The organism is Janthinobacterium sp. BJB426, assembly GCF_002735705.1.
Classification (GTDB): domain Bacteria; phylum Pseudomonadota; class Gammaproteobacteria; order Burkholderiales; family Burkholderiaceae_D; genus Janthinobacterium.
Window position 1 is genome coordinate 341,351 of sequence record NZ_PDZL01000001.1, and the last position, 26,305, is coordinate 367,655.

The 26,305-nt window shown below is 62.9% G+C and carries 26 protein-coding genes; 14 read left to right on the forward strand and 12 right to left on the reverse strand.

What is annotated here, in order from left to right; all coding sequences use genetic code 11:
- Positions 1-26 precede the first annotated feature (26 nt).
- Both CSQ93_RS01520 and CSQ93_RS01525 read left to right on the forward strand, forming a co-directional pair.
- Positions 27-656, forward strand: a complete 630-nt coding sequence (locus tag CSQ93_RS01520) for a 2OG-Fe(II) oxygenase (protein ID WP_099376686.1) — start codon at positions 27-29, stop codon at positions 654-656.
- A gap of 111 nt (positions 657-767) precedes the next feature.
- Positions 768-2,384, forward strand: a complete 1,617-nt coding sequence (locus CSQ93_RS01525) for a mechanosensitive ion channel family protein (RefSeq protein WP_233515987.1) — start codon at positions 768-770, stop codon at positions 2,382-2,384.
- Positions 2,385-2,391: 7 nt separating this feature from the next.
- Here the strand turns inward: CSQ93_RS01525 and CSQ93_RS28645 are convergent, their stop codons facing one another.
- Genes CSQ93_RS28645 through CSQ93_RS29285 form a run of 3 tightly spaced genes read right to left on the reverse strand, consistent with a single transcriptional unit; the run spans position 2,392 to position 4,442 of the window.
- A complete protein-coding gene (locus CSQ93_RS28645) occupies positions 2,392-2,898 on the reverse strand; it encodes a hypothetical protein (protein ID WP_158301072.1) in 507 nt (168 codons plus the stop codon).
- 13 nt (positions 2,899-2,911) lie between these two features.
- On the reverse strand, positions 2,912-3,352 hold the full coding sequence (locus CSQ93_RS28650) for a hypothetical protein (protein ID WP_233515988.1): 441 nt from the start codon (positions 3,350-3,352) through the stop codon (positions 2,912-2,914).
- Positions 3,353-3,371: 19 nt separating this feature from the next.
- Positions 3,372-4,442, reverse strand: a complete 1,071-nt coding sequence (locus tag CSQ93_RS29285; protein WP_099376420.1) for a hypothetical protein — start codon at positions 4,440-4,442, stop codon at positions 3,372-3,374.
- Between the two features lie 156 nt (positions 4,443-4,598).
- On the opposite strand from CSQ93_RS29285, the gene CSQ93_RS01535 reads away from it, so the two are divergent.
- The 8 genes from CSQ93_RS01535 (at position 4,599) to CSQ93_RS01570 (ending at position 15,193) form a co-directional block, all read left to right on the forward strand.
- Positions 4,599-6,278, forward strand: a complete 1,680-nt coding sequence (locus CSQ93_RS01535) for an amidohydrolase (protein ID WP_099376687.1) — start codon at positions 4,599-4,601, stop codon at positions 6,276-6,278.
- Between the two features lie 118 nt (positions 6,279-6,396).
- On the forward strand, positions 6,397-8,100 hold the full coding sequence (gene hutU, locus CSQ93_RS01540) for a urocanate hydratase (protein ID WP_099376421.1): 1,704 nt from the start codon (positions 6,397-6,399) through the stop codon (positions 8,098-8,100).
- A gap of 19 nt (positions 8,101-8,119) precedes the next feature.
- Entirely contained in the window at positions 8,120-9,679 is a 1,560-nt protein-coding gene (hutH, locus tag CSQ93_RS01545; protein WP_099376422.1) for a histidine ammonia-lyase, read from the forward strand.
- Positions 9,680-9,699: 20 nt separating this feature from the next.
- On the forward strand, positions 9,700-10,503 hold the full coding sequence (gene hutG, locus CSQ93_RS01550; protein WP_099376423.1) for an N-formylglutamate deformylase: 804 nt from the start codon (positions 9,700-9,702) through the stop codon (positions 10,501-10,503).
- Positions 10,488-11,864, forward strand: a complete 1,377-nt coding sequence (locus CSQ93_RS01555; RefSeq protein WP_099376424.1) for a formimidoylglutamate deiminase — start codon at positions 10,488-10,490, stop codon at positions 11,862-11,864. The genes hutG and CSQ93_RS01555 overlap by 16 nt, the downstream gene beginning before the upstream one ends.
- Positions 11,864-12,439 (forward strand): HutD/Ves family protein, encoded by a 576-nt coding sequence (locus CSQ93_RS01560; protein ID WP_099376425.1) that lies wholly within the window; start codon positions 11,864-11,866, stop codon positions 12,437-12,439. The genes CSQ93_RS01555 and CSQ93_RS01560 overlap by 1 nt, the downstream gene beginning before the upstream one ends.
- A 12-nt stretch (positions 12,440-12,451) precedes the next feature.
- Complete coding sequence (hutI, locus tag CSQ93_RS01565) at positions 12,452-13,678, forward strand: imidazolonepropionase (RefSeq protein WP_099376426.1); 1,227 nt, start codon at positions 12,452-12,454, stop codon at positions 13,676-13,678.
- 69 nt (positions 13,679-13,747) lie between these two features.
- Entirely contained in the window at positions 13,748-15,193 is a 1,446-nt protein-coding gene (locus tag CSQ93_RS01570; protein WP_199534226.1) for a glycine betaine ABC transporter substrate-binding protein, read from the forward strand.
- Between the two features lie 11 nt (positions 15,194-15,204).
- On the opposite strand, the gene CSQ93_RS01575 is transcribed toward CSQ93_RS01570, so the two are convergent.
- On the reverse strand, positions 15,205-15,384 hold the full coding sequence (locus tag CSQ93_RS01575) for a hypothetical protein (protein WP_034746290.1): 180 nt from the start codon (positions 15,382-15,384) through the stop codon (positions 15,205-15,207).
- A gap of 101 nt (positions 15,385-15,485) precedes the next feature.
- Between CSQ93_RS01575 and CSQ93_RS28655 the strand changes: the two genes are divergently transcribed.
- Complete coding sequence (locus tag CSQ93_RS28655; protein WP_158301074.1) at positions 15,486-15,740, forward strand: hypothetical protein; 255 nt, start codon at positions 15,486-15,488, stop codon at positions 15,738-15,740.
- Positions 15,741-15,964: 224 nt separating this feature from the next.
- Here CSQ93_RS28655 and CSQ93_RS01580 read toward each other — a convergent pair whose 3' ends face one another.
- The 4 genes from CSQ93_RS01580 to CSQ93_RS01595 all read right to left on the reverse strand — a co-directional run bounded on the left by CSQ93_RS01580 (position 15,965) and on the right by CSQ93_RS01595 (position 18,757).
- Positions 15,965-16,471: a GNAT family N-acetyltransferase gene (locus tag CSQ93_RS01580; protein WP_099376427.1), complete on the reverse strand. Its 507-nt coding sequence runs from the start codon at positions 16,469-16,471 to the stop codon at positions 15,965-15,967.
- Positions 16,468-17,412, reverse strand: a complete 945-nt coding sequence (locus tag CSQ93_RS01585) for a DMT family transporter (RefSeq protein ID WP_099376428.1) — start codon at positions 17,410-17,412, stop codon at positions 16,468-16,470. Before CSQ93_RS01585 ends, CSQ93_RS01580 begins: the two co-directional genes overlap by 4 nt.
- Positions 17,413-17,733: 321 nt before the next feature.
- Positions 17,734-18,183 carry a glycine zipper 2TM domain-containing protein gene (locus CSQ93_RS01590; protein ID WP_099376429.1) on the reverse strand — a complete coding sequence of 150 codons (450 nt, stop codon included), beginning with the start codon at positions 18,181-18,183 and terminating at the stop codon, positions 17,734-17,736.
- A 145-nt stretch (positions 18,184-18,328) separates the two neighbouring features.
- A complete protein-coding gene (locus tag CSQ93_RS01595) occupies positions 18,329-18,757 on the reverse strand; it encodes an Mpo1 family 2-hydroxy fatty acid dioxygenase (RefSeq protein WP_099376430.1) in 429 nt (142 codons plus the stop codon).
- A 95-nt stretch (positions 18,758-18,852) separates the two neighbouring features.
- Here CSQ93_RS01595 and CSQ93_RS01600 point away from each other — a divergent pair, with 95 nt between their 5' ends.
- A complete protein-coding gene (locus tag CSQ93_RS01600) occupies positions 18,853-19,377 on the forward strand; it encodes a DNA-deoxyinosine glycosylase (protein ID WP_099376431.1) in 525 nt (174 codons plus the stop codon).
- Positions 19,378-19,394: 17 nt separating this feature from the next.
- Here CSQ93_RS01600 and CSQ93_RS01605 read toward each other — a convergent pair whose 3' ends face one another.
- Both CSQ93_RS01605 and CSQ93_RS01610 read right to left on the reverse strand, forming a co-directional pair.
- The gene (locus CSQ93_RS01605) at positions 19,395-20,603 is read right to left on the reverse strand and encodes a hypothetical protein (RefSeq protein ID WP_099376689.1); all 1,209 of its coding nucleotides are present in this window, start codon (positions 20,601-20,603) and stop codon (positions 19,395-19,397) included.
- 106 nt (positions 20,604-20,709) lie between these two features.
- Complete coding sequence (locus tag CSQ93_RS01610; protein WP_070254599.1) at positions 20,710-21,576, reverse strand: HDOD domain-containing protein; 867 nt, start codon at positions 21,574-21,576, stop codon at positions 20,710-20,712.
- 289 nt (positions 21,577-21,865) lie between these two features.
- Between CSQ93_RS01610 and CSQ93_RS01615 the strand changes: the two genes are divergently transcribed.
- On the forward strand, positions 21,866-22,444 hold the full coding sequence (locus tag CSQ93_RS01615) for a DNA-3-methyladenine glycosylase (protein WP_099376432.1): 579 nt from the start codon (positions 21,866-21,868) through the stop codon (positions 22,442-22,444).
- Here the strand turns inward: CSQ93_RS01615 and CSQ93_RS01620 are convergent.
- Entirely contained in the window at positions 22,441-24,135 is a 1,695-nt protein-coding gene (locus CSQ93_RS01620) for a methyl-accepting chemotaxis protein (RefSeq protein WP_099376433.1), read from the reverse strand. The two genes, CSQ93_RS01615 and CSQ93_RS01620, sit on opposite strands and share 4 nt — an antisense overlap.
- 66 nt (positions 24,136-24,201) lie before the next feature.
- Positions 24,202-24,660 carry a cache domain-containing protein gene (locus CSQ93_RS01625; protein ID WP_099376434.1) on the reverse strand — a complete coding sequence of 153 codons (459 nt, stop codon included), beginning with the start codon at positions 24,658-24,660 and terminating at the stop codon, positions 24,202-24,204.
- Between the two features lie 280 nt (positions 24,661-24,940).
- Between CSQ93_RS01625 and CSQ93_RS01630 the strand changes: the two genes are divergently transcribed.
- Complete coding sequence (locus tag CSQ93_RS01630; protein WP_233515989.1) at positions 24,941-26,305, forward strand: KamA family radical SAM protein; 1,365 nt, start codon at positions 24,941-24,943, stop codon at positions 26,303-26,305.

The window sequence follows — 26,305 nt, forward strand, 5'->3', positions numbered from 1 at the left end:
ATCTCAATCAATACGGCTGCGCCGTCATGCCGGGCTTGCTGGATGCGGACGCCTGCGTGGCGCTGGCGGCGCAGTATGACGATGCGTCGCGCTTTCGCAGCAAGGTAGTGATGCAGCGCCATGGTTTTGGACAGGGCGAATACCAGTATTTCGCCCATCCGCTGCCTGACCTGGTGGCGGCCTTGCGCACGGGCTTGTATTCCCCCTTGGCGGTCATCGCCAACCGCTGGCACGCCGCCATGGGCATCGAGACGCGCTTTCCGTCCAGCCACGCCGATTTCCTCGCGCGCTGCCATGCTGCCGGGCAAAACCGGCCCACGCCCCTGCTGTTGCGCTACCGCGAGGGTGACTACAACTGCCTGCATCAGGACCTGTATGGCGAGCACGTGTTTCCGCTGCAACTGGCCGTGCTGCTGTCGCGCCCGCAAGACGATTTCACGGGCGGCGAGTTCGTGCTGACGGAGCAGCGCCCGCGCATGCAGTCGCGCGCCGAGGTCGTGCCGCTGGCGCAGGGCGACGCCGTCCTCTTTCCCGTCGCGCAGCGTCCCGTCAACGGCACGCGCGGCAGTTACCGCGTGAACATGCGCCACGGCGTGTCGCGTTTGCGTTCGGGCTTGCGCCATACCCTGGGCATCATTTTTCATGATGCGAGCTGAACGGTAGTTGCGGCGCTTGAGTTTCCAGGATTACATGGCATGATGGCTGCTCCTTGTCACTCTTTCTTTTCTGCCATGTCCGCGTTGCTCCGCCTGTTATGCCTGTTGACCATGTTTTTGCTGCCCGCAGCCCATGCGGACGAGGGCGTGCCCGCGCTCGTTGCGGAGGCCGCGTCCGCCGTGGCGCCGTTGCAGCTTGCGGCCAGGACGGCGCCGCTGATGTTTGCCAACCGCAAGGTATTTGTCTTCCGCGCCGCGCTGGCCGGCTATCCGCCCGATGAACGCGCCGTTGGCGCGCAGCGCCGCCTGGAAGGCGTGCTGGCGAAGAATGGCCCCCTGCAGACGAGCACGCGCATGATTCCCGAAGGCACGCAAGTGCTGCTCGATGGCGTGCAACTGTTCGTCGTCGTGCCCGGCGACGTCAACCAGTTGGCCGGCGACACGACAGAAAGCGTGGCGAAAACGGCGGCCGGCGAGTTGAGCAAGGCCGTACTCGACTATCGCGAGCAGAGCAGCTGGCGCTACCTGGCGATCGCCGCCGCCGTGTGCGCTGCCGCCACCCTCGTGTTCTGGCTGGTGTGGCTGGGCTTGACGCGCTTTTACCGCTGGGCCAAGCGCCGCAGCGGCATCCTGCTGGCCTCGCGCCTGCGCGACGTGCGCCTGAAAAACGTGCGTGTGCTCGACGCGGAGCACTACATCGCCTTCGCCTATCAACTGCTGAGCGCCGTGCTGTGGGGCTTGCGTCTGATGGCCACTTATCTGTGGGCCGCCTTCGTGCTGGGCCGCCTGCCCTACACGCGTTCCTGGGGCGAAAGCCTGAGCGGTTATCTGTTCGACGTGGCCGCCGATGTCTTCCACGCCATCATCGGCGCCTTGCCGGGACTGGTGCTGGTCTGCGTCATCTTCGCCATCGCGCGCCTGATCGCCGCCACGGCCGCCTCGCTGTTCAAGCGCGTGGAAAGCGGAGAATTGCAAATCGGCTGGCTGGACAAGGACACGGCCCTGCCCACGCGCCGCATCGCCAGCGTGGTGATCTGGCTGTTCGCGCTGGCCATGGCGTACCCGTATCTGCCCGGCTCGCACACGGCCGCCTTCCAGGGCCTGTCCGTGCTGGTGGGGCTGATGGTGTCGATCGGCGCGTCGAGCATCGTGGGCCAGGGCGCCAGCGGCCTGATCCTGATGTACACGCGCGCCCTGCGCAAGGGCGAATATGTGCGCGTGGGCGACAGCGAGGGTACCGTGGTCGACGTGGGCATGTTCGAGACGCGCCTGCGCACGGGCCTGGGCGAAGAGGTCGCCTTGCCGAACGCGTGGGTGATGTCGCAAACGACAAAGAACTATTCGCGCGCCCAGCCCGGCGGCGGTTTCGTGCTCGACGCCACCGTCACCATCGGCTACGCCACGCCATGGCGGCAAGTGCACGCCATGCTGGAACTGGCCGCCTCGCGCACGCCGGAACTGTCGACCACGCCAAAACCGTACGTGATGCAGCTGGCCCTGCAGGATTATTATGTGCAATACCGCCTCGTCGCCTACGCCAGCGCCGAAGTCCCCCGCCAGCGTGCCGAAGTACTGAACCGCTTGCACCAGAACATCATCGACGTCTTCAACGAATTCGACGTGCAGATCACCTCGCCGCACTACATCGATGACCCGAAAGAGTCGCATGTGGTACCGCCGGAGCAGTGGTTCAGGGCGCCGGCGAAGCGGGGGGAGGAAGATAAATAACGTCGAATTATGGGTGTGATAGATGGGATGGACAGATTTCAGTGCGCCACTCCTGCATGTCGCTGCTAATAGGAATGACTTGCTGACCGCCAGCAGCCGTAGCTTTCACGCAGAATTTTCCTTGATAGCCATAGGTTGGATCGGATGGATCTTTGGGGCGGCCATTCAGGAATACGCTATAGAAATGTCCGGGTATCAGCTTTCCAGCGCGTATGCCCGTCGCACCGGTAGGCACGTTTCCGTAGCGGATGCATGTGCTGGCACGGATGGATAAGGGCATGTCTGGCGGTAGGGAGAACCCCCATACTTCCTTTACCGGTTGCACGGACATGTCAGAAACCATGAGTGCGCCAAGAAATGGCAGGCCATTGCGTGCCTCTTCTTTTTTTGTAATGGAGAAGCAGGGCATGCCGTTGACAGAGTGAATGAGGGCATCAGCGATGCGCGACCACGCCGAGGCATCGATAGCCGTCAGGGTGGCAAGCAGGAATAGCAGCGTGTGACGATATGGCATGGCGACCCTCGCACTATCTGATGAGCGAATGTTCTGGACAGATTTCATCTATCCAGGCTTGGCTATCGCTGTCGATACGGAGAATTTTTCGCTCCCCGGAGATGCCGGTGATTAAGCAAAATTTCCCCACGTAACCGCGAGTAGGGTCCGATGGATCGGCTGGCCCACCGTTCAGAAAGACGTCATACATGCGCCCCGTTTTCAGTGGCGGGGCTTTGGGTGGTTTGACCTCTGCTGTTGCTGGTGCAACTCCATACAGAAGACAGGACTTGGCATGCACAGGAATAGTCGCTGCGCCCGGTAAAAGAAAAGACCATACTTTGACTGCTGGCTTGACGGATACATCTGTCAGTACGACCGCACTAATCTGCGGAACCCCGTTACGCGCTTCTTCCTTTTCAGAAATAGAGAAACAGGGAGTGCCATTTTTTAGCTGTACTTTCGCGTATGCCATGCGGGACATGCCGAAAGCGTCATGGTATGTCAAACAAAGGCTCATGCTCAGCATTACGGCCAGGCAGATTTGCCTTGCTTCTCCTATCTTTAAAAAACTCATGTAGTACCTCTTCATAAAGTTTTAGTGAGTGTTGATATTTAGGTTGACGCATTGCGTCTGGATCTTTTAAGTACTTCAATGTGTGATAGTCGGCGAGCAGATCACCCTGGGCTTCCATGTTGTAGTCTGATAATTTTTTCTTCGGAAGTAGCACATACTTGTAATCCAAACCTAGCCTGACAAGTCCCCGTATCGCTACTGGATAATTCAATTGATGCTGCCAAACATGCACCATTTCATGCATGAACCAGTTTTTTGGCCTTGGTTTCTCCTTTGAGAAGTCCTTTCGGAATTCCGACTCATGAAAATACATCTCCCCATCCGGTGTCATGGCCACATTTTTGGGCTGCAAGCCAAACCATAGATACGGCTCCCCATGCACCTTGACCTTGTCGTAGTCGATCGCATCCTGGAACAGCATCCACGCCATGTCGATCTCGCCCTTGGTCAGCGGGCGAACCTTGTCCTTCACTTTGACCTGTTTCACGGACGAACCGACATCCTTGTCGGTCGTCTTGATGCCTTCCAGCTGAATGACCTTGACCGCAGGCGCAGCGTGTTTTGGCGCGGCGGCGCAGCATGGTGATTTATCCGCGTGCGGCAGGAATTCGGCCTGGATGATTTGCGCCTCAAGCTTGCTGGTGACGCGCCCCGTGCGCCCCTTCGCATCCGTCGTGCCCGTCCACGTTTCGCCATTGCTCAAGGTGAGCCGGTAGTCGGCGTGCGCCAGCGGCACGTCGGCTTGCGAGACGAATTCCAGCTGCTCGTCATAACCGCAGCACCAGCATTCGTCGGGCTGGCCGGCCAGGCGGTGCAGTTCGCAGCCGCTTGTCGCGTTGCGCAGGGTGGCGCCCAGCACGGGCTGGCCACCGGCGCTGAAGGTGACGATCATGCTGTCGAAGCGCGCGCCCAGGCTTTTCTTCTGGTGGGCCATGAGCTTGAAGAACACGTCGCACGCGGTGGTGCTGATGACATGGTGCCTGGCCATGGGAGCTCCGCGACAAAACGCCAGCGTAGGACAGCGGCGGCGGGAAGGTATTGACTGGGCGCAAGGCATGCGCGCCTGTGTCTGCCTGATTGACCATTTTGCCAATTTCTATACACTCGTCTTTTCATTCATTCACTAAAAGACCTGGAGATGGAAATGCCGACCCTGCCCTTGCGCCGTACCCTGCTCACGCTCGCCTGCCTGGGCGCCCTGACCCACGTCTACGCCCATGCCGATACCGTCATCGACAACGCCAACGGCTACACGCTCAACGCAGCCGGCAAGGTGGTGCGCTTCAAGGCGCTGGCCTTTGACGACGCTGGCAAACTGCTCGCCGTCGGCAGCGCCGCGCAAGTGAAACGCAAGGCGGCCAAGGGCGCGACCCACGTCGACGTACAGGGAAAAACCGTGCTGCCTGGCCTGATCGACGCGCACGGCCACGTGTTCGGCCTGGGGACGATCGCCAGCGGCGTGATGTTGTACGGTTCGTCCTCGCTGCCGGCCGCCGTGCAAGCCGTGGGCGACTTCGCGCGCGCGCATCCGGATCGCAGCTGGGTCGTCGGCAATGGCTGGAACCAGGAAATCTGGAAGCTGGGGCGTTTTCCCACGGCTTTGGAACTCGATGCGGCGGAAAGCGCGCGGCCTGTGTGGCTGCGCCGGGTCGACGGCCACGCGGGCTGGGCCAACAGCCGCGCGCTGGCGCTGGCCGGCATCACGCGCGCCACGCCAGATCCGGCGGGCGGCAAGATCGAACGCGATGCGGACGGCAATGCCACCGGCGTGCTGGTCGACAATGCCATGGACTTGATGGACGCCGTGCTGCCCAAGCCCGGCGACGTGGAAAACCGCGCCGCCCTCGATGGCGCGCTGGCGCAGCTGTCGCAGGTGGGCCTGACCAGCGTGCACGATGCGGGCATCGGCCAGATGCAGGACCGGCTGTTCCGCGACTACGCGGACCATGGCAAGCTGACGGTGCGCGTGTACGGCATGATTGCCGACACGACGGAAGACTTTGACGCGCTGTCGAAAAACGGCCCCTTAAATAGTTATGCGCGCGACCTGTACGCCCTGCGCGCCGTGAAACTGCTGTCCGACGGCGCCCTGGGCAGCCGCGGCGCGGCCCTGCTGGCGCCGTACAGTGACGATCCGTCCACCAGCGGCCTGCTGTTCTTCAAAGATGACGCCATGCGCGCGAAGATGGAAAAAGCCATGCGCGCCGGCTACCAGGTGAATGTGCACGCCATCGGCGACGCGGGCAACCACCAGATTCTCGACGGCTATGCCGCCTTGACCGCGCAATACCGCAGCGTGGGCCTGCGCCACCGCATGGAGCATGCGCAGGTGGTGCAATTGAGCGACATCCCCCGTTTCAAGAGCCTTGGCATCGTGCCATCGATGCAGCCTACGCACGCGACGTCCGACCAGAACATGGCGGAGCAGCGCGTGGGCCACGAGCGCATCAAGGGCGCGTATGCGTGGCGCACCTTCCTCCAGCAAGGTTCTCGCATCGCCTGCGGATCGGACTTCCCCATCGAGTCGCCGAACCCGTTCGAAGGCATCCACGCGGCCGTCACGCGGCAAAACAGCGAGGGGTTCCCGGCCGGCGGCTGGTACCCGCAGCAAGCGATGACGGTGACGGAGGCGCTGCGCTGTTTCACCCTCGACGCGGCGTGGGCGGCGCACCAGGAAAAGGTCATCGGCACCCTGGAAGCGGGAAAATGGGCGGACTTCATCGTCGTCGACCAGGACCTGTTTACCGTCGCGCCAGCAGCCATCGGCAAGACGCAGGTGCTGCAGACGTGGGTGGCGGGCAAGCGCGTGTTCGAGAAAAAGTAGACTGTTTTCGCTTGCAAAAATCTGTTGACTTGGTTGTATAGACAACCTATGCTGGGAGCACCAGAGCGGGCCACGTAGTGGGCCAAGTACGCCCGCTCGCACCCTACGAGGAGACAGCATGAACAGCAGAATGGACACCGATCCACGCTTTGATGCCAGCCGTACCATCCGCGCCCCGCGCGGTACGGTCATGGCTTGCAAGAGTTGGCAGGCCGAGGCGGCCTACCGCATGTTGCAAAATAACCTGGACCCGGAAGTGGCGGAAAATCCGCAGCACCTGGTCGTCTACGGCGGCATCGGCCGCGCGGCCCGCAACTGGGCCTGTTTCGACCAGATCCTCGCCTCGCTGCGCGAACTGGAAGACGACCAGACCTTGCTGATCCAGTCCGGCAAGCCGGTGGGCGTGTTCCAGACCCACGCGGACGCGCCGCGCGTACTGATCGCGAACTCCAACCTGGTGCCGAAATGGGCCAACTGGGAACACTTCAACGAACTCGATCGCCAGGGCCTGTTCATGTACGGCCAGATGACGGCCGGCAGCTGGATCTATATCGGCACGCAGGGTATCGTGCAGGGCACGTATGAAACCTTCGCCGAAGCGGGCCGCCAGCATTTCGGCGGCGACTGGGGCGGGCGCTGGATATTGACGGCGGGCCTGGGCGGCATGGGCGGCGCGCAGCCGCTGGCCGCCACCATGGCGGGCGCCGTCTCGCTCAATATCGAATGCCAGCAAAGCAGTATCGACTTCCGACTGCGCACGCGCTACCTGGACAAGCAGGCGGCCAGCCTGGATGAAGCCCTGGAACTGGTCAAATATCACACCGAACGCAAGGAAGCCATTTCCATTGGCTTGCTGGGCAACGCGGCCGAAGTGCTGCCGGAACTGGTGCGCCGCGCGAAAGCGGGCGGCCTGGTGCCCGACCTGGTGACGGACCAGACGTCCGCGCATGACCTGGTCAACGGCTACCTGCCGCGCGGCTGGAGCGTGTCGGACTGGAAGGCGGCGCAGCAAGACCCGCAGCGCCATGCGCGCTTGACGGTGGCGGCCGCCGACTCCTGCGCCGCCCACGTGCAGGCCATGCTCGATTTCCACGCCATGGGCGTGCACACCGTCGATTACGGCAACAACATCCGCCAGGTGGCGTTCGACCAGGGCGTGCAGAATGCCTTCGATTTCCCCGGTTTCGTGCCCGCCTACATCCGCCCGCAGTTCTGCGAGGGCCGTGGCCCGTTCCGCTGGGTGGCCCTGTCGGGGGATCCGGAAGACATCTATAAAACGGATGCGAAGATCAAGGAGCTGTTCCCGCACCACACGCAGGTGCACCACTGGCTGGACATGGCGCGCGAGCGCATCGCCTTCCAGGGCCTGCCGGCGCGCATCTGCTGGCTGGGACTGGGCGAGCGCCACATCGCCGGCCTGGCCTTCAACGAGATGGTGCGCACGGGCGAACTGAAGGCGCCCATCGTCATCGGCCGCGACCACCTGGACACGGGTTCCGTCGCCAGCCCGAACCGCGAGACGGAAAGCATGAAGGATGGCACGGACGCCGTTTCCGACTGGCCGCTGCTGAATGCCATGCTGAACACGGCCGGCGGCGCCACCTGGGTCTCGCTGCACCATGGCGGCGGCGTGGGAATGGGGTATTCTCAGCATGCGGGCATGGTCATCGTGGCCGACGGCACGGAAAGCGCGGCGAAACGCCTGGCCAGGGTGCTGGTCAACGACAGCGGTTCGGGCGTGATGCGTCATGCCGATGCCGGCTACGAAACAGCGGCCGCCTGCGCCAAGCGCAACGGCCTGATTCTTCCCATGCTTCCTTGAGACTTAGACGCGAATGACTATGACACAGCACTCCAAAAGTTGGACCCTGAAACCGGGCGCGATGACCCTGGGCGACCTGCGCGCCGTCTGGGCCGCACCGGCCAAACTGATCCTCGCCGCCGAAGCCTATCCCGTCATCGAGGCGTCGGCCGCCGCCGTGCAAGCCATCGTCGCCAAGGGCGATGCGGCGTATGGCATCAACACGGGTTTCGGCCTGCTCGCCAAGACGCGCATCCCCGATGAAAAACTCGAGCAATTGCAGCGCAACCTGATCCTGTCGCACTCCGTCGGCACGGGCGAGCTGCTGTCCGACGCCGTCGTGCGCCTGATCATGCTGATGAAGATCGGCAGCCTGGCGCGCGGCTATTCCGGCGTGCGCCCGCTGATCGTCGACACCCTGATCGCCCTGTACAACGCGGGCATCATGCCGGCCATTCCCGCCAAGGGTTCCGTCGGCGCTTCGGGCGATCTGGCGCCCCTGTCGCACATGACCCTGGCCATGCTGGGCGTGGGCGACGTGCGCGTCAACGGCGAACTGATGCCGGCGCCCGAAGCGCTGGCGCAGGCGGGCATCGCCCCCGTGGTGCTGGCAGCGAAAGAGGGCCTGGCGCTGATCAACGGCACGCAAGTGTCGAACGCGCTGGCGCTGCATGGCTTGTTCATGGCCGAGCGCCTGCTGGAAGCGGCCATGGTCACGGGCGCGCTGTCGCTCGACGCGGCCAAGGGCAGCGACTCGCCGTTCGACGCGCGCGTGCATGCCGTGCGCGGGCAGCCGGGACAGATTCTGGCCGCGCAGATGTACCGCCAGCTGGTGGCGCACAGCGCGATCCGCGCCTCGCACCTGGAAGGCGACGAGCGCGTGCAAGACCCGTACAGCCTGCGCTGCCAGCCGCAAGTCATGGGCGCCTGCCTCGATTTGATCGGCAATGTGGGCCGCACCCTGCTGATCGAAGCCAACGCCGTCACGGACAATCCGCTGATCTTCCAGGACGGTCCCAACGGCCACGCGGAAATCGTCTCGGGAGGGAACTTCCACGCCGAGCCGGTGGCCTTTGCGGCCGACACGCTGGCGCTGGCGATCGCCGAAATCGGCGCGCTGGCCGAGCGCCGCATCGCGCTGCTGATCGACGCGACCCTGTCCGGCCTGCCGCCCTTCCTCGTGCGCGATCCGGGCGTCAATTCCGGCTTCATGATCGCCCACGTGACGGCGGCCGCGCTGGCGTCGGAAAACAAGTCGCTCGCGCATCCGGCCAGCGTCGACAGCCTGCCGACATCGGCCAACCAGGAAGACCATGTGAGCATGGCCACGTTTGCCGGGCGCCGCCTGGACGATATGGCGCACAACACGGCCGTCATCGTCGGCATCGAACTGCTGGCCGCCGCGCAGGGCATCGATTTCCACCGTCCGCTGAAAACCTCGCCGCACCTCGAACATGTACACCAGCAGTTGCGCCAGAAGGTGCCGTTCTTCGACGCCGACCGCTTCTTCGCGCCGGATATCGAAGCGGCCAAGCAGATGGTGTTGCACGGTGAGTTGAGCAGCACGTGCAAGAATTTGTTCGCCCCGCTGTACGCTTGAGCGGGAGCAAGGAGACAGGCATGGATTTCCGCTTCAACGAAGGCAGCATCCCGCTGCTGGTGTCGATGCCCCACGTGGGCACCGACATACCCGACGATATCGCCGCGCGCATGACGCCGCAGGCCTTGATCAAGGCCGACACGGACTGGCATTTGCGCGAGCTGTATGGCTTCTTGCAGGAGATGGATGCGTCCGTGCTGTCGGCGCGCTGGTCGCGCTACACCATCGACTTGAACCGCCCGCAGGAAGACACGAATCTGTATCCGGGCCAGGATACGACGGGCTTGCTGCCCAACGATACCTTTCACCGCGAGCCGCTGTACCTGGCCGGCCGCGAACCCGATGCGCAGGACGTGCAACAGCGCTTGCAGCGCTACTGGGCGCCGTATCATGCGCAGCTGCGCGCGGAGCTGGACCGCATGCTGCGCGTGCATGGCGCCGTGGTGCTGTGGGATGCCCATTCCATCGCCTCGCGCGTGCCGCGCTTCTTTGACGGCAAGCTGCCCGACCTGAATTTCGGCACGGCCGATGGCGTCAGTTGCGATGCGGGCCTGACGTCCGCCGTGGTCGATATCGCGCGCGCGCAGGATGCCTTTACCGTGGCCTTGAATGGCCGCTTCAAGGGCGGGCATATCACGCGCCATTACGGCCAGCCGGCCAACCGCGTGCATGCGATCCAGCTGGAGATGTGCCAGTGCCTGTACATGAATGAACCTGGCATGGATGAAGCGGCGCCATTTGGCTACCGGCCCGACCTGGCGGCAAAGGTGCAGCCGCTGCTGCGCCAGATGATGGAAGCGGCCGTGGCATGGGTGGCGCGTTGAGCGGCTGGCTGTTCGCGCGCCACGCGCTGCTGCCGCAAGGCTGGCGCCGCGACGTGCTGCTGGAGTGGGACGCGGCTGGCGATTTGATGGCGGTGACCGACAATGCTGCACCGCCGAACGGCGTGGAAGTGGCCGAATATGTCTTGCCCGGCATGGTCAACCTGCATTCGCACGCGTTCCAGCGGGCGCTGGGCGGCATGACGGAAGTCGCCGGTGATGGGCCGGACAGCTTCTGGACCTGGCGCGATCTGATGTACCGTTTCGCGCGCCATATCACGCCGGAGCAGATGGAGGCAATCGCCGCGCAGCTGTTTGCGGAATGCCTGCGCCATGGCTATACGGCCGTGTGCGAATTCCACTACCTGCAGCGCGATGCGGCCGGTGCGCTGTATGCGCGTCCCGCCGAAACGGCGGAACGGGTGCTGGCCGCGGCCCGTAGCAGCGGCATCGGCCTGACCATGCTGCCTGTGCTGTACAGCCATGCGGGTTTCGGCGCACAGCCCCTCAAACCCGAGCAGGCGCGCTTCCGCACCGATGCGGATGATGTGCTGCGCATCGTCGAGGCGCTGGCGCCGCAGCGCGGCGGGCAGGTGGAGGTGGGCTTTGCGCCGCACTCGCTGCGTGCGGCCGGCGTGGCGCAGATCCGCGAAGTGGCGCAAGCGCTGCCCGCGGGCCGCCCCATCCACATCCACATCGCCGAGCAGCAGGGCGAAGTGCGCCAGTGCCTGGACTACTGCGGCCGGCGCCCGGTGCAGTACTTGTACGACCAGGTCGGCGTCGATGCGCGCTGGTGCCTCGTGCATGCGACGCATGTGCAGCCCGATGAAGTGGCGCTGATGGCGGCCAGCGGCGCCGTGGCGGGCCTGTGTCCGACGACGGAAGCAAACCTGGGCGACGGCTTGTTCCCGCTGGCCGAATTCATCGCCGCCGGCGGGCATTTTGGCGTTGGCAGCGACAGCCACGTGTCGCAGTCGCCGGTGGAAGAATTGCGCTGGCTCGAATATGGCCAGCGCCTGCAACGGCAGCAACGCAATGTGGCCGCCACGGCAGATGAACGCCGCGTGGGAGATTACCTGTGGCAGGCGGCCCTGCAGGGCGGCGCGCAGGCGGCCGGGCGCAAGCTAGGTGCCCTGGCGCCGGGCTGCCGCGCCGACTTGCTGGTGCTCGACGACGCGCATGTGAACCTGTGCGGCGTGGCCATCGCCGATGTGCTGGGCAGCGTACTTTTCTGCGGCAACGATAACCTGGTGCGCGACGTGCTGTGTGGCGGCCAGTGGCAGGTGCGCGATGGGCGCCACGTGGCGCAGGACGCCATCGCCACCGCCTACAAGCGCACCCTGGCGCAATTGAGGGCACTCTGATGGCGACCTTCATCCCGCAGGAATGCCTGCGCGCCGCGCCGTGGAAAAACGGCGGCGGCAGCACGATGGAAATCGCCATTTCTCCGCCCGGTGCCGGCCTGACGGAATTCGACTGGCGTATCAGCCTGGCGACGATCACGGCCAGCGGGCCGTTTTCCAGCTTTCCCGGCATCGACCGCAGCCTGATGCTGGTCGATGGCGACAGCGTGCAGCTGACGCTTGATGGCGCGCGCAAGGTGACGTTGAGCGCGGCACAACCGATGCTGTGGTTTCCCGGCGAGGCGATCGTGGAGGCGCAAGTCAAGGGGACAACGACGGATTTCAATGTGATGACGCGGCGCGACCGCTGCCGCCACCAGCTGGAAAAAATCACGGCCCCGTGCCGGCTGGTGCGGCGCAGCGCGGCGACCTTGCTGTTTGTCGCCGGAGAAGGCCACGTGCTGGCCCGCGGTGGCGACCAGCAGTTCGCGCTGGCCCGCCATGACGCGCTGTTGCTGGACGCTGACGATGCGCAGGAATGGCGGCTCGACGCCTTGCAGCGTTCGACCGTATTGTGCGTCGACCTGTTCATCTAGGAAGGAAACACCATGCAAGACTGGGATCTGGTCATCCACAACGTCCACCTGGCCACCATGGAACACGGTTATGGCGAACTGCTGGACGCGGCCATCGCCGTCAAGGATGGCCGCATCGCCTGGTTCGGCCCTGGCGACGAGCTGCCGGCCAGCGGCGCGGTGCTGCAGGACGGCCAGGGTTGCTGGCTCACGCCCGGCCTGATCGACTGCCACACGCATATCGTCCACGCGGGCAACCGCAGCGACGAATTCGAGGCGCGCCTGAATGGCGCCAGCTATGAAGACATCAGCCGCGCCGGCGGCGGCATCATGTCCACCGTGCGCGCCACGCGCGCGGCCAGCGACGACGAATTGCTGCGGCAAAGCCTGCCCCGCGTGCTGGCGCTGCTGGCCGAGGGCGTGACCACCCTGGAGATCAAGTCCGGCTATGGTCTCGACGCGGACAGCGAAGCGAAGATGCTGCGCGTGGCGCGCCGCATCGGGCAAGAGCTGCCCGTGTCCGTGCGCACCACCTTTCTTGGCGCGCACGCGCTGCCGCCCGAATATGCGGGCCAGGCCGACGCGTATATCGACCTGCTGTGCGCGCAGATGCTGCCCCAGCTGGCCAGTGACGGCCTGGTCGACGCCGTCGACGCGTTTTGTGAGCGCATCGGTTTTACGCCGGCGCAGACCGAAAGGGTGTTTGCGGCGGCGCGCGCCTTGAACCTGCCCGTCAAATTGCATGCGGAGCAGCTGTCGGACCTGGGTGGCGCGGCGCTGGTGGCGCGCTACGGGGGCCTGTCAGCCGACCATCTGGAATTCCTGTCGGAAGAGGGTGTCGCCGCCATGGCGCAACACGGCACGGTGGCCGTGCTGCTGCCGGGCGCGTATTACTTTTTGCGCGAGACGCAGCCGCCGCCTGTCGCGGCCTTGCGCGCGGCCGGCGTGCCGATGGCCGTGTCCACCGATTGCAATCCGGGTACGTCGCCGATGACGTCCCTGCTGCTGGCGATGAACATGGCGTGCACCTTGTGGCGCTTGACGCCGCAGGAAGCGCTGGCCGGTGCTACCTGCCATGCGGCGCGCGCGCTGGGCTTGCAGCATGAAACGGGCAGCCTGGTGGTGGGCAAGCGCGCCGATTTTGCCCTGTGGCGCATCGCGCGCCCGGCCGACCTGGCGTATGCGCTGGGCCTGAACCCGTGCGCGGGCGTGGTGCATGGCGGTGTCTGGCGCGCGCCGGTGGTAAGCTTGCCGGATTGATCATCCGTCCTGGAGCGCCGCGTGCGTGTTGTTTACCTGTTGTTGTTGCTGGTCTTCACCGCCGCGCCCATGTCCTCCCTTGCCATGGATGGGGGCACCCTGAAGGTGGGCTCGAAGCGTTTCACGGAATCGTATATTCTCGGCGAAATCCTCCAGCAGAGCGCCGCGCCGCACGTCAAGGCGCAGCACCGCCAGGGCCTGGGCAACACGGCCATCGTGCTGGCCGCGCTGCAGGCGGGCAGCATCGACGTGTATGCCGAATACATGGGCACCATCGGCAGCGAAATCCTCAAGCATGACAAAGCCATTGACCTGGAACAGATGCGGCGCGAACTGGCGGCGCTGGGCCTGGGCGTGGCCGTGCCGCTGGGCTTCAACAATACGTATGCGCTGGCCATGCGCAGCGACGAAAAATCGATTGCCAGCCTGGCGCAGCTGGCGCAACACCCCGCCCTGACATTCGGCCTGTCGCATGAGTTCATCGGCAGGGTCGATGGCTGGCCGGGCCTGGCCGCGCGCTATGGCTTGCCGCAGCGCCCGCGCGGGCTCGATCACGGCATCGCCTATGAAGCGCTGGCGCAGCGGCAGGTGGACGTGATCGACATCTATTCGACGGACGCGAAAATACGCCAGTACGGCTTGCGCGTGCTGGCCGACACGCAGCAGTATTTTCCCCGCTACGACGCCATGCTCCTGTACCGGCTCGACGTGCCGCAGCGTTTTCCCGCCGCCTGGCTGGCGCTGCAAGGCTTGCAGGGGCGTATCAGCGAGAGCGACATGATCGCCATGAATGCGGCCGTGGAAATCGATGGCAAGACTTTTTCTGACGTGGCGCGCCAGTGGCTGGCGTCCGGCACGCAGGCGAACAAACCGGCCGGCGCGCGCAGCAAGCTGCTCGATAAAATCATCGGCGACGATTTGTGGACACTGACGCGCCAGCATCTGACCCTGGTGCTGCTGTCGGTGGCATTGGCGTGCGTGATAGGCATTCCGCTGGGCGTGCTGGCGGCATTTTCGGCGCCGCTGCGGCAAACGGTGCTGGCCTTCGTCGGCGTGCTGCAGACGGTGCCGTCGCTGGCCCTGCTGGCGATATTGATCCCCGTGCTGGGCATGATCGGCACGGTGCCAGCCTTGGTGGCCCTATTCGTGTATGCCTTGCTGCCCATCGTGCGCAACACGTGCACGGGCATCTTGCAGGTACCGCAAGGCTTGCGCATGGCGGCGCTGGCGCTGGGTTTGAACAAGCGCGACCGCCTGCTGCACGTGGACTTGCCGCTGGCCTTGCCCGTCATGCTGGCGGGCGTGAAAACGGCGGCCGTGATGAGCGTGGGCACGGCCACCATCGCCGCCTTCATCGGCGCGGGCGGTTACGGCGAACGCATCACCATCGGCCTGGCGCTGAACGACAACGACATGCTGCTGGCCGGCGCGATCCCCGCAGCCGTGCTGGCCCTGCTGACGCAAGGCTTGTTTGAACTGGTGGAGCGCTGGGCCGTGGCCGGCCGGCAGCACTGACGGCATCACGGTTACAGCGAGTGCAGTTTGGAGCGCACCGAGACGACGGCCTGGTGCAGGATGCGTTCAGCCTGGAAGTCGTTCTCGCGCTGTTCGGCGATGGCTTGCAAGTCGCGCGTGTAACGCTCCAGGCGGGAGCGCAGGTAGGCGCGGTAGATTTTCATGACGAGCGGTTTGGCAGAAACATTCATGATGTGGCTCCCAGGTGCGTAATGATGCGTTCATTTTGTGTGAGCGGAATGCCGCCACTTTGCGCCATATCAAATGCCATGACCCCGTCAAATTGGCGTGTTTGACATTGCACAATGCCCGCCAGGGCGAAGATGCCACACTGAATCTTCCCTGCTCGCCTGGTCATCATCAGGTGCTGCGGACCCTGATTCCTTCAAGCATATTCAAGGAGCGTCGCATGGTCATTTTTGCCGTGGTTGCTGGCTGCACCGCCTGCCTGACAGTGTACCAAATCTATAGAAAATCGCAGGGTGGCAGTGGGGTTACGCAACAACATATCGGCTTGCACGGCACATTGATTGAACCACGGAAATAATCAGTGTCTTTCGAGCGACACTCGGTGACACTTGGTTAGCGGATTTAAGTCAAATGTAAGGCCCGGTAAGCAAATGTAAAGGTCGGCGCCGTGGCAAGCGGCAGCGTTTATATTGATAACCGTTGATTGCATTCTCCCCCTCCCACTTGACAATGGGTTCACCCCGCGGTGCCGCTAGCCCGCGGGGATTTTTTTTGGAACTTACGCTTACAGTTCCCCTCCAATCAGGCAAGCTTTGGCGTACCCGCCGACAATTGCGTCAAGGCATCGCCAGCGACCCGGCAGATGCGCCAGTCCGGCATCACGTCCGCGCCCATGCCCTTGTAGAAGTTGATCGCGTTTTCATTCCAGTCCAGCACCGACCATTCGAAGCGGCCGCAATCGCGTTCGACGGCCAGTTGCGCCAGCGCCACGAGCATCTGCTTGCCATAACCCTTGCCGCGCACCGACTGTTTCACGTACAGGTCTTCCAGGTACAAGCCCTTGCGGCACAGGAAGGTGGAAAAATTATGGAAGAACAGGGCGAACGTCACCACTTCGCCATTTTCCTCGCCCACCAGCGCTTCGCATGCGGGATGGGCGCCGAACAGGCTGTCGTGCAGCATGGATTCCCTGGCGATCATCATGTGTTCGAGTTTTTCAAACACGGCCAGTTCGTGGATCATGCCAAAGATGGCGGCCACGTCGGATGCGGTGGCGGGACGGATGGCGAGGGAGGAAGAGGTGCTCATGTTGCCTTTGTGGATGAAGTGGTGGAAAGGGAAGCGATGGGATTCGTCTTGCGCGCCCCCGACGTCAGGGCCCAGGCCACGCTGGACAGGCACAGCACCATGCCCACCCATTCGATGGCGGCGGGCCGGTAGTGTTCGAACTGCACCGACAGCAGCACGGAAATGACGGGCGTGACGACACCGATGTACACGGTCTTTTGCGTGCCGATGCGGGCGATTAAGGTGAAATAGGCGCTGAAGGCGATCACCGAGCCGAAGATGGCCAGGTACACCAATCCCATCCAGTAACTGGGGCGCGTGGGCAATTGCCAGGACTGTCCCGTGGCGATGGCCCAGACGGCCACCATCAAGGTGCCCCACAGCATGGTCCAGGCCATGGTCAGCATCACGTTGCCGGAGTGTGCGCGCACTTTCATGACGAGGGCATTGCCCACCGTGCTCGACACGGTGGCTACCAGGGCCAGCATGAAGCCGAGCAGAAAATGACCATTGCCGCCACCGAGAATATCGTGCAGCGCCGCGCCGATGGACTGGTAAAACAGCAGCACGATGCCGCAGATGGCGACGAACGCCGCGCAACACGTGCTCCAGGTGATCGGTGTGCCGAAAGCGATGCGGTTAAGCAACGGCGTCCAGAACACCATCAGCGCGAACAGCACGCTGACGAGGGCCGACACCAGGTATTGCTCCGAACTGTAGGTGCACACATAGCTGAGGGCAAACGAGGCCAGGCCCTGCAGCAGCATCCATTTTTGCGCGCGCCAGGGCAGGCGCAAGCGGTCGCCGCGCACGGCGCACCAGGCAAACAGGGTGGCGGACGCGAGGCCGAAGCGGTAGACCACGGAAACGGCGGGGGCGACATCGCCCAGCTGCAAGGTGATGGCCCAGAAGGTGGAGCCCCAGATCAGGCAGGCAATGATGAACAGGAGAGGAGATGACATCGCGCAAGTATACGGGCATCGCGCGGGGATGGCGAGTCTTGGTCGAGCTTGCTCACAGAGCGGTCAGGAGACAGCCGGGCATTGAGCCAGCGCAGTGCTTCTGGAAAATGTTGAATTTATGAAAATATTTACTTTATTATCAAGTAAATATTTTCTGCATTGCATCTTTGAAAGGGAACCGCCATGCCAGCCTCACTGCAGATCAAAGTCTGGAGCCTGCTTGTGTATGTCGTCGTGACGGCTGTGATTGCCATCTGGCTGCACCCTTCCGCCTTGCTCGCTGCCGGCGCCTTCGGCTGAGCGCATGCGCCGGCAAACGGATCAGTGCGTGACGCGGGTCTTGCGGCCATCGGACAGCAGGCGCACGCGCTCGCCCGGACGGAACAGCTCGTCCGCGTCTTGCACGATGGCGCGCATGTCGCCATTGTCCAGGCGCACGGTGATTTCCAGGCCGGGCTTGTTCGAGGCATTCGCTTCGATGCTCTTGCCGGCCATGCCGCCGGCGACGGCGCCGAGGATGCTGGCCGCGATGGCGCCCTTGCCACCGCCGACAGTCGAGCCGGCCACGCCGCCCAGCGCCGCGCCTGCCAGTACGCCCGTGCCCGTTTCACCCTTGTCGATGGTTACCTGGCGCACGGATTCAACCGTACCCATGCGAACCGATTGTTCATTCTGCGCCTGGCGCGCATTGTAGACATTTGCCGAGTTCGGTTGTACGGCGCAGCCGGCCAGGGTGGCGAGCAATGCCAATGCAATAATTGGTGCTTTCATGTAGGACTCCCTTGGACAAAAGTTGGTTGCCGATTGCGTCGACCGGCAGTTGATGACTTATCATAAGGACACTTGCCTCAGATAACTAGTTGTGAATAGTAAAAATCTGTTACCGCTCCTGTGTGACCACGGGGCCACCTGCCGCTCAATACGCCAGCCGCAGGCGCCGGTACAAAAATCCCAGCACGAACAGCGGCCCCACCAGTAAAAAGCGCACATCGTCGAGGAACGACGGTTTCTTGCCTTCGATCTGGTGGCCGATGAACTGGCCTATCCAGGCCAGCACGAACAGCGCCAGCGACACGGGCAGGATGGTCAGCGGCGGCATGAGCAACAGCAGGCCCAGCATGGCGGCCAGCATGACCAGCATGCCCGCCGCAAACGGGCGCGACAGCTTGTAATAATAGTATAAGGCCAGAATACTGCCGAGCAGCGCCACGCTGGGATGCACGCTCCACAGCAGCCCCAGCAAGCTGAAAACAATCAGCGGCACGCACACGATGTGCACCCATTCATTGACATGGTTGCGGTGGCTTTCGCCATACTGGGCCAGCAGGGTGTCGATGGTGCGCATGGGTGGTCTCTGGTGTAGGGATAGTTGTCCGGGAATTCTACACCGTCGCGTGGCCGGGTAAAATGATCCTTCATTTTCCCTTTCGGACCGCTCATTTGAATAGCCCAGCCTTCCTGCCAGAGCATGCCGCCGACCCGCGCAAGCGCTGTTTCGATCCCGTTGTCGATGCCGATACGCGCCTGCTGATACTGGGCAGCCTGCCCGGCGAAAAATCGCTGGCGCACAGCCAGTACTATGCGCACCCGCAAAACAAGTTCTGGATGTTGCTGAGCGAAGTGCTGGGCGTGGAGTTGACCAGCCTGCCTTATGCGACCCGCTTGAGCACTTTGCTGGCGCACGGCGTGGGCCTGTGGGACGTGGTGGCGCAGGCGCAGCGCACGGGCAGCCTGGACAGCAATATCCGCGAACGCGACGACAACGACCTGGTGGCACTGGCCGCCAGCCTGCCGCAACTGCAAACGATCGCCTTCAATGGCGGCACGGCCGCGAAGCTGGGCATCAAGGTGCTGGGTGAACATGCGCAGCGCTACCGTATCGTCAGCCTGCCGTCGAGCAGCCCCGCCTACACGCTCGCGTATGGCGCCAAGTTGCTGCAATGGAAAACATTGCAGCCGTTGTAATAAGGTGAGTCAGTTGCTTATGCTGGGGCGTACGGCTGCGCTTCCAGCGGCTGTCCCTTGGCGTCGAATTTCAGCGCCACGGACAGTTGCGTCACGCCGATGGTGGCCAGCGCATCGCAGATGTCGTCGACTTCGTCCTGCAGGTCGGCGGCCAGGTCCAGCGGCTTGTCGGCGCTGTGCAGCAGCTCGCCGCCCGCCGTGCTGACGTTGACGCGCAACAGCATTTCACCGTGTTCATCGGCCGGGCCGACGACGACTGATACATCGCCGGCGTCCACTTTGTTTTCCTCCAAGGCATGGTTGATGCCAGACATCATCTGCAGCATCGCATACTCGCTCATGCCTTGTTCCTTGCCGCCGTGGAACAGATCCTGATAGAGGAAACTCACTTCCAGGGCGTTGCCGGCGGGCGCCAGGCAGCGTTTCACCAGATCGCCGACTTCCGTCGTCCATTGCTGGTAGCGGGCCATGCGCGCGTCGAACCAGGCGTCGAGCGCCGCTTCGTCCTTCGGTTCCACATAGAACGGGTCGTCCACGCGTTTCAAGGCAAAGCCCAGCAGGAAGAGCAGTTCGACCGCCGTGTCCTTCGGGCCGAAGGCCGTTTCGCTCCAGCCGACGATGCTGCTTTCCAGGCCCGGCGTGGCAACGATTTTCTTGTCCGTCATGGACGCGTAGGCATCGCGCACCATTTCATGCAAATGGCTATACGTGATGCGGTCGATTTCATCGAGGTCGTAGGCATGGCTCATCAGCACCACCTTGGCCTTGGCGCTTTCCAGTTCTGCCTGCTGGAAACTTTTCACCAGCGCTTCGAAAGCGTCCTGGTCCTGGAAACTGTCCGCTTCCTTCAGGCCACCCGTGCTTTGCACGAGCAGGGGGACGACGAAGGCGTTGATTTCCATGGCCGGGGCATTCTCGCGGCGGATCACGGAAATGGAGGCCGCTTCCTCGATATGGCTGCGCAAATACTGGTAGGCGCCAACGTCTTCGTATTTGGAACGCTCGATGGCGTCGTACAGGATTTCATCCTTCTTTTGATTCAAGGCTTTGCGGATCAGGCGGCCGAATTCGACGGCTTGCTCGGCCAGCACCGTGCCCTGCGATTCGCTGTCTTCCTGCTCCGCCAGGTTCAGGGCCATCGTGCACAGCATGCGCGTGACGGATTCATCCTTGTCTTCAGGCGTGTTGGCGGATTTACGGGGGACAGGACGCTTATTTTTGGGCATGGCGATCAACAGGTTAAGAAAGACGGGTCAGGCAAACGGAAACAGGCGCCAGGGCTTTGCCGGGCGCCGGGACAGATCATACAGGCGGACGCGGCCGCCTGATACCTCAATGGTCGGTATCGAACATCTCGTGCAATTCGTCGAGCAGGTCGGCGGCTTCTTCCTGCGACAGGCCAAGATGCTGGCAGGCAAGTTCGCCGCCCTTGTCCCACTCGAGCGAGGTACTGTTGCCATGGTAGCGCTGAATGCCCTTTTCGGCCAGCAGGGACAGGGCGACGAGCGAGCGGATGGCGTCGTCCGTGGACGGGTCGGCCAGCACCGTGTAGTCGTGGTGGTGCAAGATCGCCCACGAGACGTCCGAGGACAAGCCCCAGTTGCGTGCCAGCAAGCAGCCGATGGCCGCGTGGTTGGTCTGGTGGCGCGCGTCTTCCAGGGTCGTAAAACAATTGTGCGCATCGTTGGCCGCCGCCGCGTAGGTGTTGACGTAGTCGGGAAAGCGGTTCATCAGCAAGGGCACGCCGATATCGCAGAACAGGCCGAAGGTGTGGGCGATGTCGGGTGGGGCGATGCGCAGCTTGCGCGAAGTAAATACCAGGGCGCGTGCGCGCTTGGCCGACACATCCCAGAAGTTGGTCAGTTCCACGCCTTCCGCTTCCAGCGCCTGGCGTGCCAGCAAGCCCGTCATCATGGCGCTGCATTGGTTGATGCCGAGAAAATTGATGCCTTGCTCGACGGACTTGGCCTTGCGCGCGGCGCCATAGAACGGCGAATTCGCCAATTTCAGCAGGGCGCCCGACATGCCGACATCGTCGGCGATGATGCGCGCGATGCGGCGCGGCGACGGGTCTTGTTCCGCCAGTTCGCGCTGCAAGTCGACCAGCAGGCTGGGACGCGGCGGGATACGGATGGAACGCATCAAGGCGTCAACCGGATCTTCCTGCACTACCTGCTTTTGCGCTGCCGCTCTCATCATCACGCTTTCATCATCATTTTTGTGCCCGGTGCTTATTCTGTCGCGCGCTGCCGCTGCCCGCTTCATGAGCGTCTGGCGCAGTGCCCGACGATTATCGCTGTTTATGCATGGCAATAGTTCATATCTGCAATATATTCTGGAAAAATCCCCGTTTTGGCCCGGTCCGGCCGTGATTTTCGTCATTTTACGACGCCGTCCATTCCGACATTCATGATGAAAATATCAATTTTTATTTGTTTTTAAGGTGGGGCAAGGCGTGCGGCGGGATGCGCGGCAGTACAATTGCCGGATGAAAAAAATCCTTGCGGGTATCGATTTTGCGGACGATTCCAGCAGCGTGGCGCACCAGCTGATCGGCGTGACGGTGCTGGTCGACGGTGTGGGCGGGCGCATCGTGGAAACGGAAGCGTATGACCGGCTGGATCCGGCCTCGCACACGTATGGGGGCATGACGCCGCGCAATGTGGCCATGTTCGGCCCGCCCGGGCACGCCTATGTCTACCGCTCGTACGGCATCCACTGGTGCCTGAACTTTGTGTGCCGGGAAGCAGGGCATGGCGCAGGCGTGCTGATCCGCGCCATCGAACCCGTGGAGGGACTCGACATCATGCGCGAGCGGCGCGGTGTCGAGGATGCGCGGCTGCTGTGCTCTGGGCCGGGCAAGGTGTGTCAGGCGCTCGGTGTGAGCCATCTGCAGAACCGGCTGGCGCTCGATGCGCCGCCGTTCATGCTGTTGCCCCGCGAGGAAGAAGTGACGGTGCGCACTGGCCCGCGCATCGGCATTTCCAAGGCGATGGATACGCCTTGGCGTTTCGTGCTGGCCGGCTCGCGCTACCTCAGTAAACCGATGCGCGCGCCAGCCGCCTAGCTACGGCGGCGCTGCGGCGTCGTGTTTGCGCCGGGCAAGGCGGACTTGCCGCGCAACGGGCTGTGCAGTGCGCGCCGCTCCGGCTGCGTACTCGCCGGATGCTGGAATGCTTCTTCTTCGGTGTGGCCGCTCGGCGCGGCGGGGCGCTGGTCCAGGGTAAAGACGCTGACTGCCGCCGACAATTTGACGGCCTGGTCCTGCAAACTGGCCGCCGCTGCCGCCGCCTGCTCCACCAGGGCCGCATTTTGCTGGGTGACATCATCCATTTGCGTGACGGCCTGATTCACTTCCGTGATGCCGGACGCCTGCTCCGCGCTGGCCTGTTTCACGCGCTGGATGATTTCATTGACTTGCTGCACCGAAGCCACGATGGCGCCCATGCTGTCGCCCGCTTGCTGCACGGCCACGCTGCCGCCATCGATGGTGGTCACCGAGGTGGCGATCAGGGTCTTGATTTCCTTGGCCGCCTGCGCCGAGCGCTGCGCCAGGGTGCGCACTTCGGATGCCACCACGGCAAAGCCGCGGCCTTGTTCGCCCGCGCGCGCCGCTTCCACCGCCGCGTTTAGCGCGAGGATATTGGTCTGGAAGGAAATGCCGTCGATCACGCCGATAATATCCACGATCTGACGCGAATTGGCGCGTATTGTCGCCATCGTCGTCACCGCCTGCTGCATCGACGCGCCCCCTTGCACGGCCAGGGTGGAGGCTTGCCCCGCCAGCTCGCAGGCCAGCTGGGCATTGTCGGCGTTGTCATTGACGGCTTGCGTCAGCGCTTCCATGGCGCTTGACGTTTCTTCCAGTGAACTGGCCTGCATTTCCGTGCGCGCCGATAAATCCAGGTTGCCGGTGGCAATTTCGTGCGAGGCCGTGTCGATCGATTGCACGGCGCCCATGATGGTGCGCAAGGTCTGGTTCAGGTGGGCAATGGTCTGGTCCAGCACGCGCGAGGTGGCGGCGATTTCGTCATTGCCCTGTTTGGGCGCGCCGGCCGTCAGCTTGCCCGCCGCCAGGTCTTGCACGGCGTCGGCGATGCTGCGGATTTCCACCAGCATGGCGCGGCGCACCAGCATGGTCACCACGATGGAGACGAGGATAGACAGCAGGACCGTCAGCAGCATGCTCCAGCCCAGGGTGCGAAACTCGGCGCTGGCCGTCGCATGGGCCTGGCTGCTGAGCGTTGTTTCCAGGGCCGACAGTTGCGCCAGCTGCGTATTGAACTGGCCGAATTGGGTTTCCGCCTTGAGCATGGAATTGGTGGCGATCGACTGGTCCATCTGCGCCATTTCCATGGTTTCCAGCACGGCCTTGCGATAGCCGGCCAGCGCCGCGATGGCCGCATCGACCAAAGTGCGCTCGGCGCCCGTGGCTGTGGCGCGCAGCGTGGTCAGCTGGGTGCCGATGGCCGCGTGGCGCTCCTTGATCTGTTGTTCAAGTGCATCGAGGCGGGCCTTGGCGAAGCTGCCATTCGTCCACGACAGCAACTGGTACATATTGCCATGCACCTGCCTGGCCTCGCCGAGTACGTCGGCGGCCGCCTTCAAATGCGTGATGCGCACCCGCACCATGTTTTCCAGCGAGGCATTTTGCCGCACCATGCCATACCAGGCGCCGGTCGAGCTGAGTATCAGCAGCAGCAAGACCAGGGTGGGCGCCAGCAATAATTTTGGTCCGATGCGTAAGTGATTGAGCATGCTTGACTCCCGGCTATGGCTGTTCCAGGCGCAGGCGGCGCACGGCGTGCGTGCGCCGCCCCTGCCTTATTTTTTATAGATCCCCGCTTCCAGCACTACATCGTTGACGCGCAGGATGTACGTGGTCTTCGGCTCGATCTTGCCGCTGGTGGGATTCTTGTACTGGTAATCGACCCAGCCCTTGCCCTGCTTTTGCGCCAGCTCAATGATTTCACGGCGATATTTCTTGCCATTCGCGTCGGGCACATCCGTCAAATCCTTGCCCACGATGGAAGGATTGATGGGGTGGGCCAGCACGATACCCGTCTTGATGTCGCGCATGTCCACGTATAGCGAGCCCTGCACGAAGTCCGGGTCTTTCGCCGTGATTTTCTTCATCATTTCTTCCTTGCCATGCGCCTTCATGAAGGCGGCGCCCCGTTCGGCCATGGCGATGGCGTCTTTTTCCGTTGGTTCGACGGCGGCGCTGACGTTGCCACCGGCAAATGCCAGGCACAGCAGGCTACCCGTGAATAAGCGTTTCATGAAAGCTCCTTGTGATATCGAGGGATGTGTTGCCAAGCCGTAATTTACGTCGCAGACGCTTTCCTCAAATTGCGATGGAACAAACTAAGGTGTTGCTTGTAGGCAGCATGCAACGTATCGACGGCTTGTTGATATGTAGCAATTTGGTTCCAAACAGCAAGAACTATGATGACTTTCACAGCATGCCGAGGTGACGTGGCATGGGAGGAAGAGGCTGGAATTGGCCGATATGGGGCTGGTTTCATGCAAGTTATCGTTATTTCCAGGCAAGGAGCCGACCGTGTCCGCACTCATTACCGAGCCGTTTCCACCCAAGTTCAAGCCGTATACGCGGCAAACCATACAACAGGCGCGGCAGTGGGAATGGCTGCCGGAAGAGCAGCGCGAAGCCGTGCAAGTGGTGTCGCACGTCTTGCCGTTCCGCACCAATGCCTATGTGCTCGATCAGCTGATCGACTGGAACAATATTCCTGACGACCCCATCTACCGCCTCGTCTTTCCCCACCGCGACATGCTGCCGCCCGAGCAGTACGCGCACTTGCGCGACCTGGTGCTGGTGCAGCGGGACAAGGCCGCTATTGATGCCTATGTGCATGGCTTGCGCCTGGGCATGAATCCCCACCCGGCCGGCCAGATGACGCATAACGTGCCGAAGGTTAACGATGCGCCCGTGCGCGGCTTGCAGCATAAATATGCGCAGACGGTGCTGTTTTTTCCCAGCGCGGGACAGACGTGCCACGCGTATTGCACCTTCTGCTTCCGCTGGCCCCAGTTCGTCGGCATGGACGACATGAAGTTCGATGCGCGCGAGTCGCATGAGCTGGCCGCCTACCTGAAACTGCATCCGGAAGTGACGGACGTGCTGATCACGGGCGGCGACCCGATGATCATGAATACGCGGCAACTGGCTGCCTACCTGGAACCGCTGCTGGCGCCGGGCCTGGAGCACATCCAGAACATTCGTATCGGCACCAAGGCGGTGGCGTATTGGCCGCAGCGTTTTGTCTCCGACCGCGATGCGGATGACCTGATGCGCCTGTTCGAGCGCATCGTCAAGGCGGGCAAGAACCTGGCCGTGATGGGCCATTACAGCCATACCGTCGAGCTGCGCCAGGACATAGCCCAGCAAGCCGTGAAACGCATCGTTTCCACGGGCGCCACCCTGCGCATGCAGGGGCCGCTGATCCGCCACATCAATGAAGACCCGGCAAGCTGGGCCGAGCTGTGGCAGACGGGCACGCGCCTGGGAGCGGTTCCGTATTACATGTTTGTCGAGCGCGACACGGGGCCGCGCGGTTATTTCGAGTTGCCTCTGGCGAAGGCGCACGAGATTTTCCAGGCCGCCTACCAGATGGTGTCCGGCCTGTCGCGCACGGTGCGCGGGCCTTCCATGAGCGCCTTTCCCGGCAAGATCGTGATCGACGGTATCGTCACCATCCACGGTGAAAAACTGTTTGCCCTACAATTTTTGCAGGCGCGCAATCCGGACTGGGTGCGCCGGCCGTTTTATGCCAAGTTCGATGCGGAAGCGACGTGGATGGATGATTTGAAGCCGGCCTTTGGGCAGGAGAAATTCTTTTTTGAAACGGATGATCCCGTGCCGCAGGTGCCGCATAAAATCATCCGCCTGGCACAGGCCGCCTGA

Excerpts from the sequence above, each read along its gene's own strand:
- CSQ93_RS01520 (WP_099376686.1), top strand. The coding sequence starts at position 27 with ATGCCGGGCTTGCTGGATGCGGACGCCTGCGTGGCGCTGGCGGCGCAG.
- CSQ93_RS01525 (WP_233515987.1), top strand. The coding sequence starts at position 768 with ATGTTTTTGCTGCCCGCAGCCCATGCGGACGAGGGCGTGCCCGCGCTC.
- CSQ93_RS28645 (WP_158301072.1), bottom strand. The coding sequence starts at position 2,898 with ATGCCATATCGTCACACGCTGCTATTCCTGCTTGCCACCCTGACGGCT.
- CSQ93_RS28650 (WP_233515988.1), bottom strand. The coding sequence starts at position 3,352 with ATGGCATACGCGAAAGTACAGCTAAAAAATGGCACTCCCTGTTTCTCT.
- CSQ93_RS29285 (WP_099376420.1), bottom strand. The coding sequence starts at position 4,442 with ATGGCCAGGCACCATGTCATCAGCACCACCGCGTGCGACGTGTTCTTC.
- CSQ93_RS01535 (WP_099376687.1), top strand. The coding sequence starts at position 4,599 with ATGCCGACCCTGCCCTTGCGCCGTACCCTGCTCACGCTCGCCTGCCTG.
- hutU (WP_099376421.1), top strand. The coding sequence starts at position 6,397 with ATGAACAGCAGAATGGACACCGATCCACGCTTTGATGCCAGCCGTACC.
- hutH (WP_099376422.1), top strand. The coding sequence starts at position 8,120 with ATGACACAGCACTCCAAAAGTTGGACCCTGAAACCGGGCGCGATGACC.
- hutG (WP_099376423.1), top strand. The coding sequence starts at position 9,700 with ATGGATTTCCGCTTCAACGAAGGCAGCATCCCGCTGCTGGTGTCGATG.
- CSQ93_RS01555 (WP_099376424.1), top strand. The coding sequence starts at position 10,488 with ATGGGTGGCGCGTTGAGCGGCTGGCTGTTCGCGCGCCACGCGCTGCTG.
- CSQ93_RS01560 (WP_099376425.1), top strand. The coding sequence starts at position 11,864 with ATGGCGACCTTCATCCCGCAGGAATGCCTGCGCGCCGCGCCGTGGAAA.
- hutI (WP_099376426.1), top strand. The coding sequence starts at position 12,452 with ATGCAAGACTGGGATCTGGTCATCCACAACGTCCACCTGGCCACCATG.
- CSQ93_RS01570 (WP_199534226.1), top strand. The coding sequence starts at position 13,748 with ATGTCCTCCCTTGCCATGGATGGGGGCACCCTGAAGGTGGGCTCGAAG.
- CSQ93_RS01575 (WP_034746290.1), bottom strand. The coding sequence starts at position 15,384 with ATGAATGTTTCTGCCAAACCGCTCGTCATGAAAATCTACCGCGCCTAC.
- CSQ93_RS01580 (WP_099376427.1), bottom strand. The coding sequence starts at position 16,471 with ATGAGCACCTCTTCCTCCCTCGCCATCCGTCCCGCCACCGCATCCGAC.
- CSQ93_RS01585 (WP_099376428.1), bottom strand. The coding sequence starts at position 17,412 with ATGTCATCTCCTCTCCTGTTCATCATTGCCTGCCTGATCTGGGGCTCC.
- CSQ93_RS01590 (WP_099376429.1), bottom strand. The coding sequence starts at position 18,183 with ATGAAAGCACCAATTATTGCATTGGCATTGCTCGCCACCCTGGCCGGC.
- CSQ93_RS01595 (WP_099376430.1), bottom strand. The coding sequence starts at position 18,757 with ATGCGCACCATCGACACCCTGCTGGCCCAGTATGGCGAAAGCCACCGC.
- CSQ93_RS01605 (WP_099376689.1), bottom strand. The coding sequence starts at position 20,603 with ATGCCCAAAAATAAGCGTCCTGTCCCCCGTAAATCCGCCAACACGCCT.
- CSQ93_RS01610 (WP_070254599.1), bottom strand. The coding sequence starts at position 21,576 with ATGATGAGAGCGGCAGCGCAAAAGCAGGTAGTGCAGGAAGATCCGGTT.
- CSQ93_RS01615 (WP_099376432.1), top strand. The coding sequence starts at position 21,866 with ATGAAAAAAATCCTTGCGGGTATCGATTTTGCGGACGATTCCAGCAGC.
- CSQ93_RS01620 (WP_099376433.1), bottom strand. The coding sequence starts at position 24,135 with ATGCTCAATCACTTACGCATCGGACCAAAATTATTGCTGGCGCCCACC.
- CSQ93_RS01625 (WP_099376434.1), bottom strand. The coding sequence starts at position 24,660 with ATGAAACGCTTATTCACGGGTAGCCTGCTGTGCCTGGCATTTGCCGGT.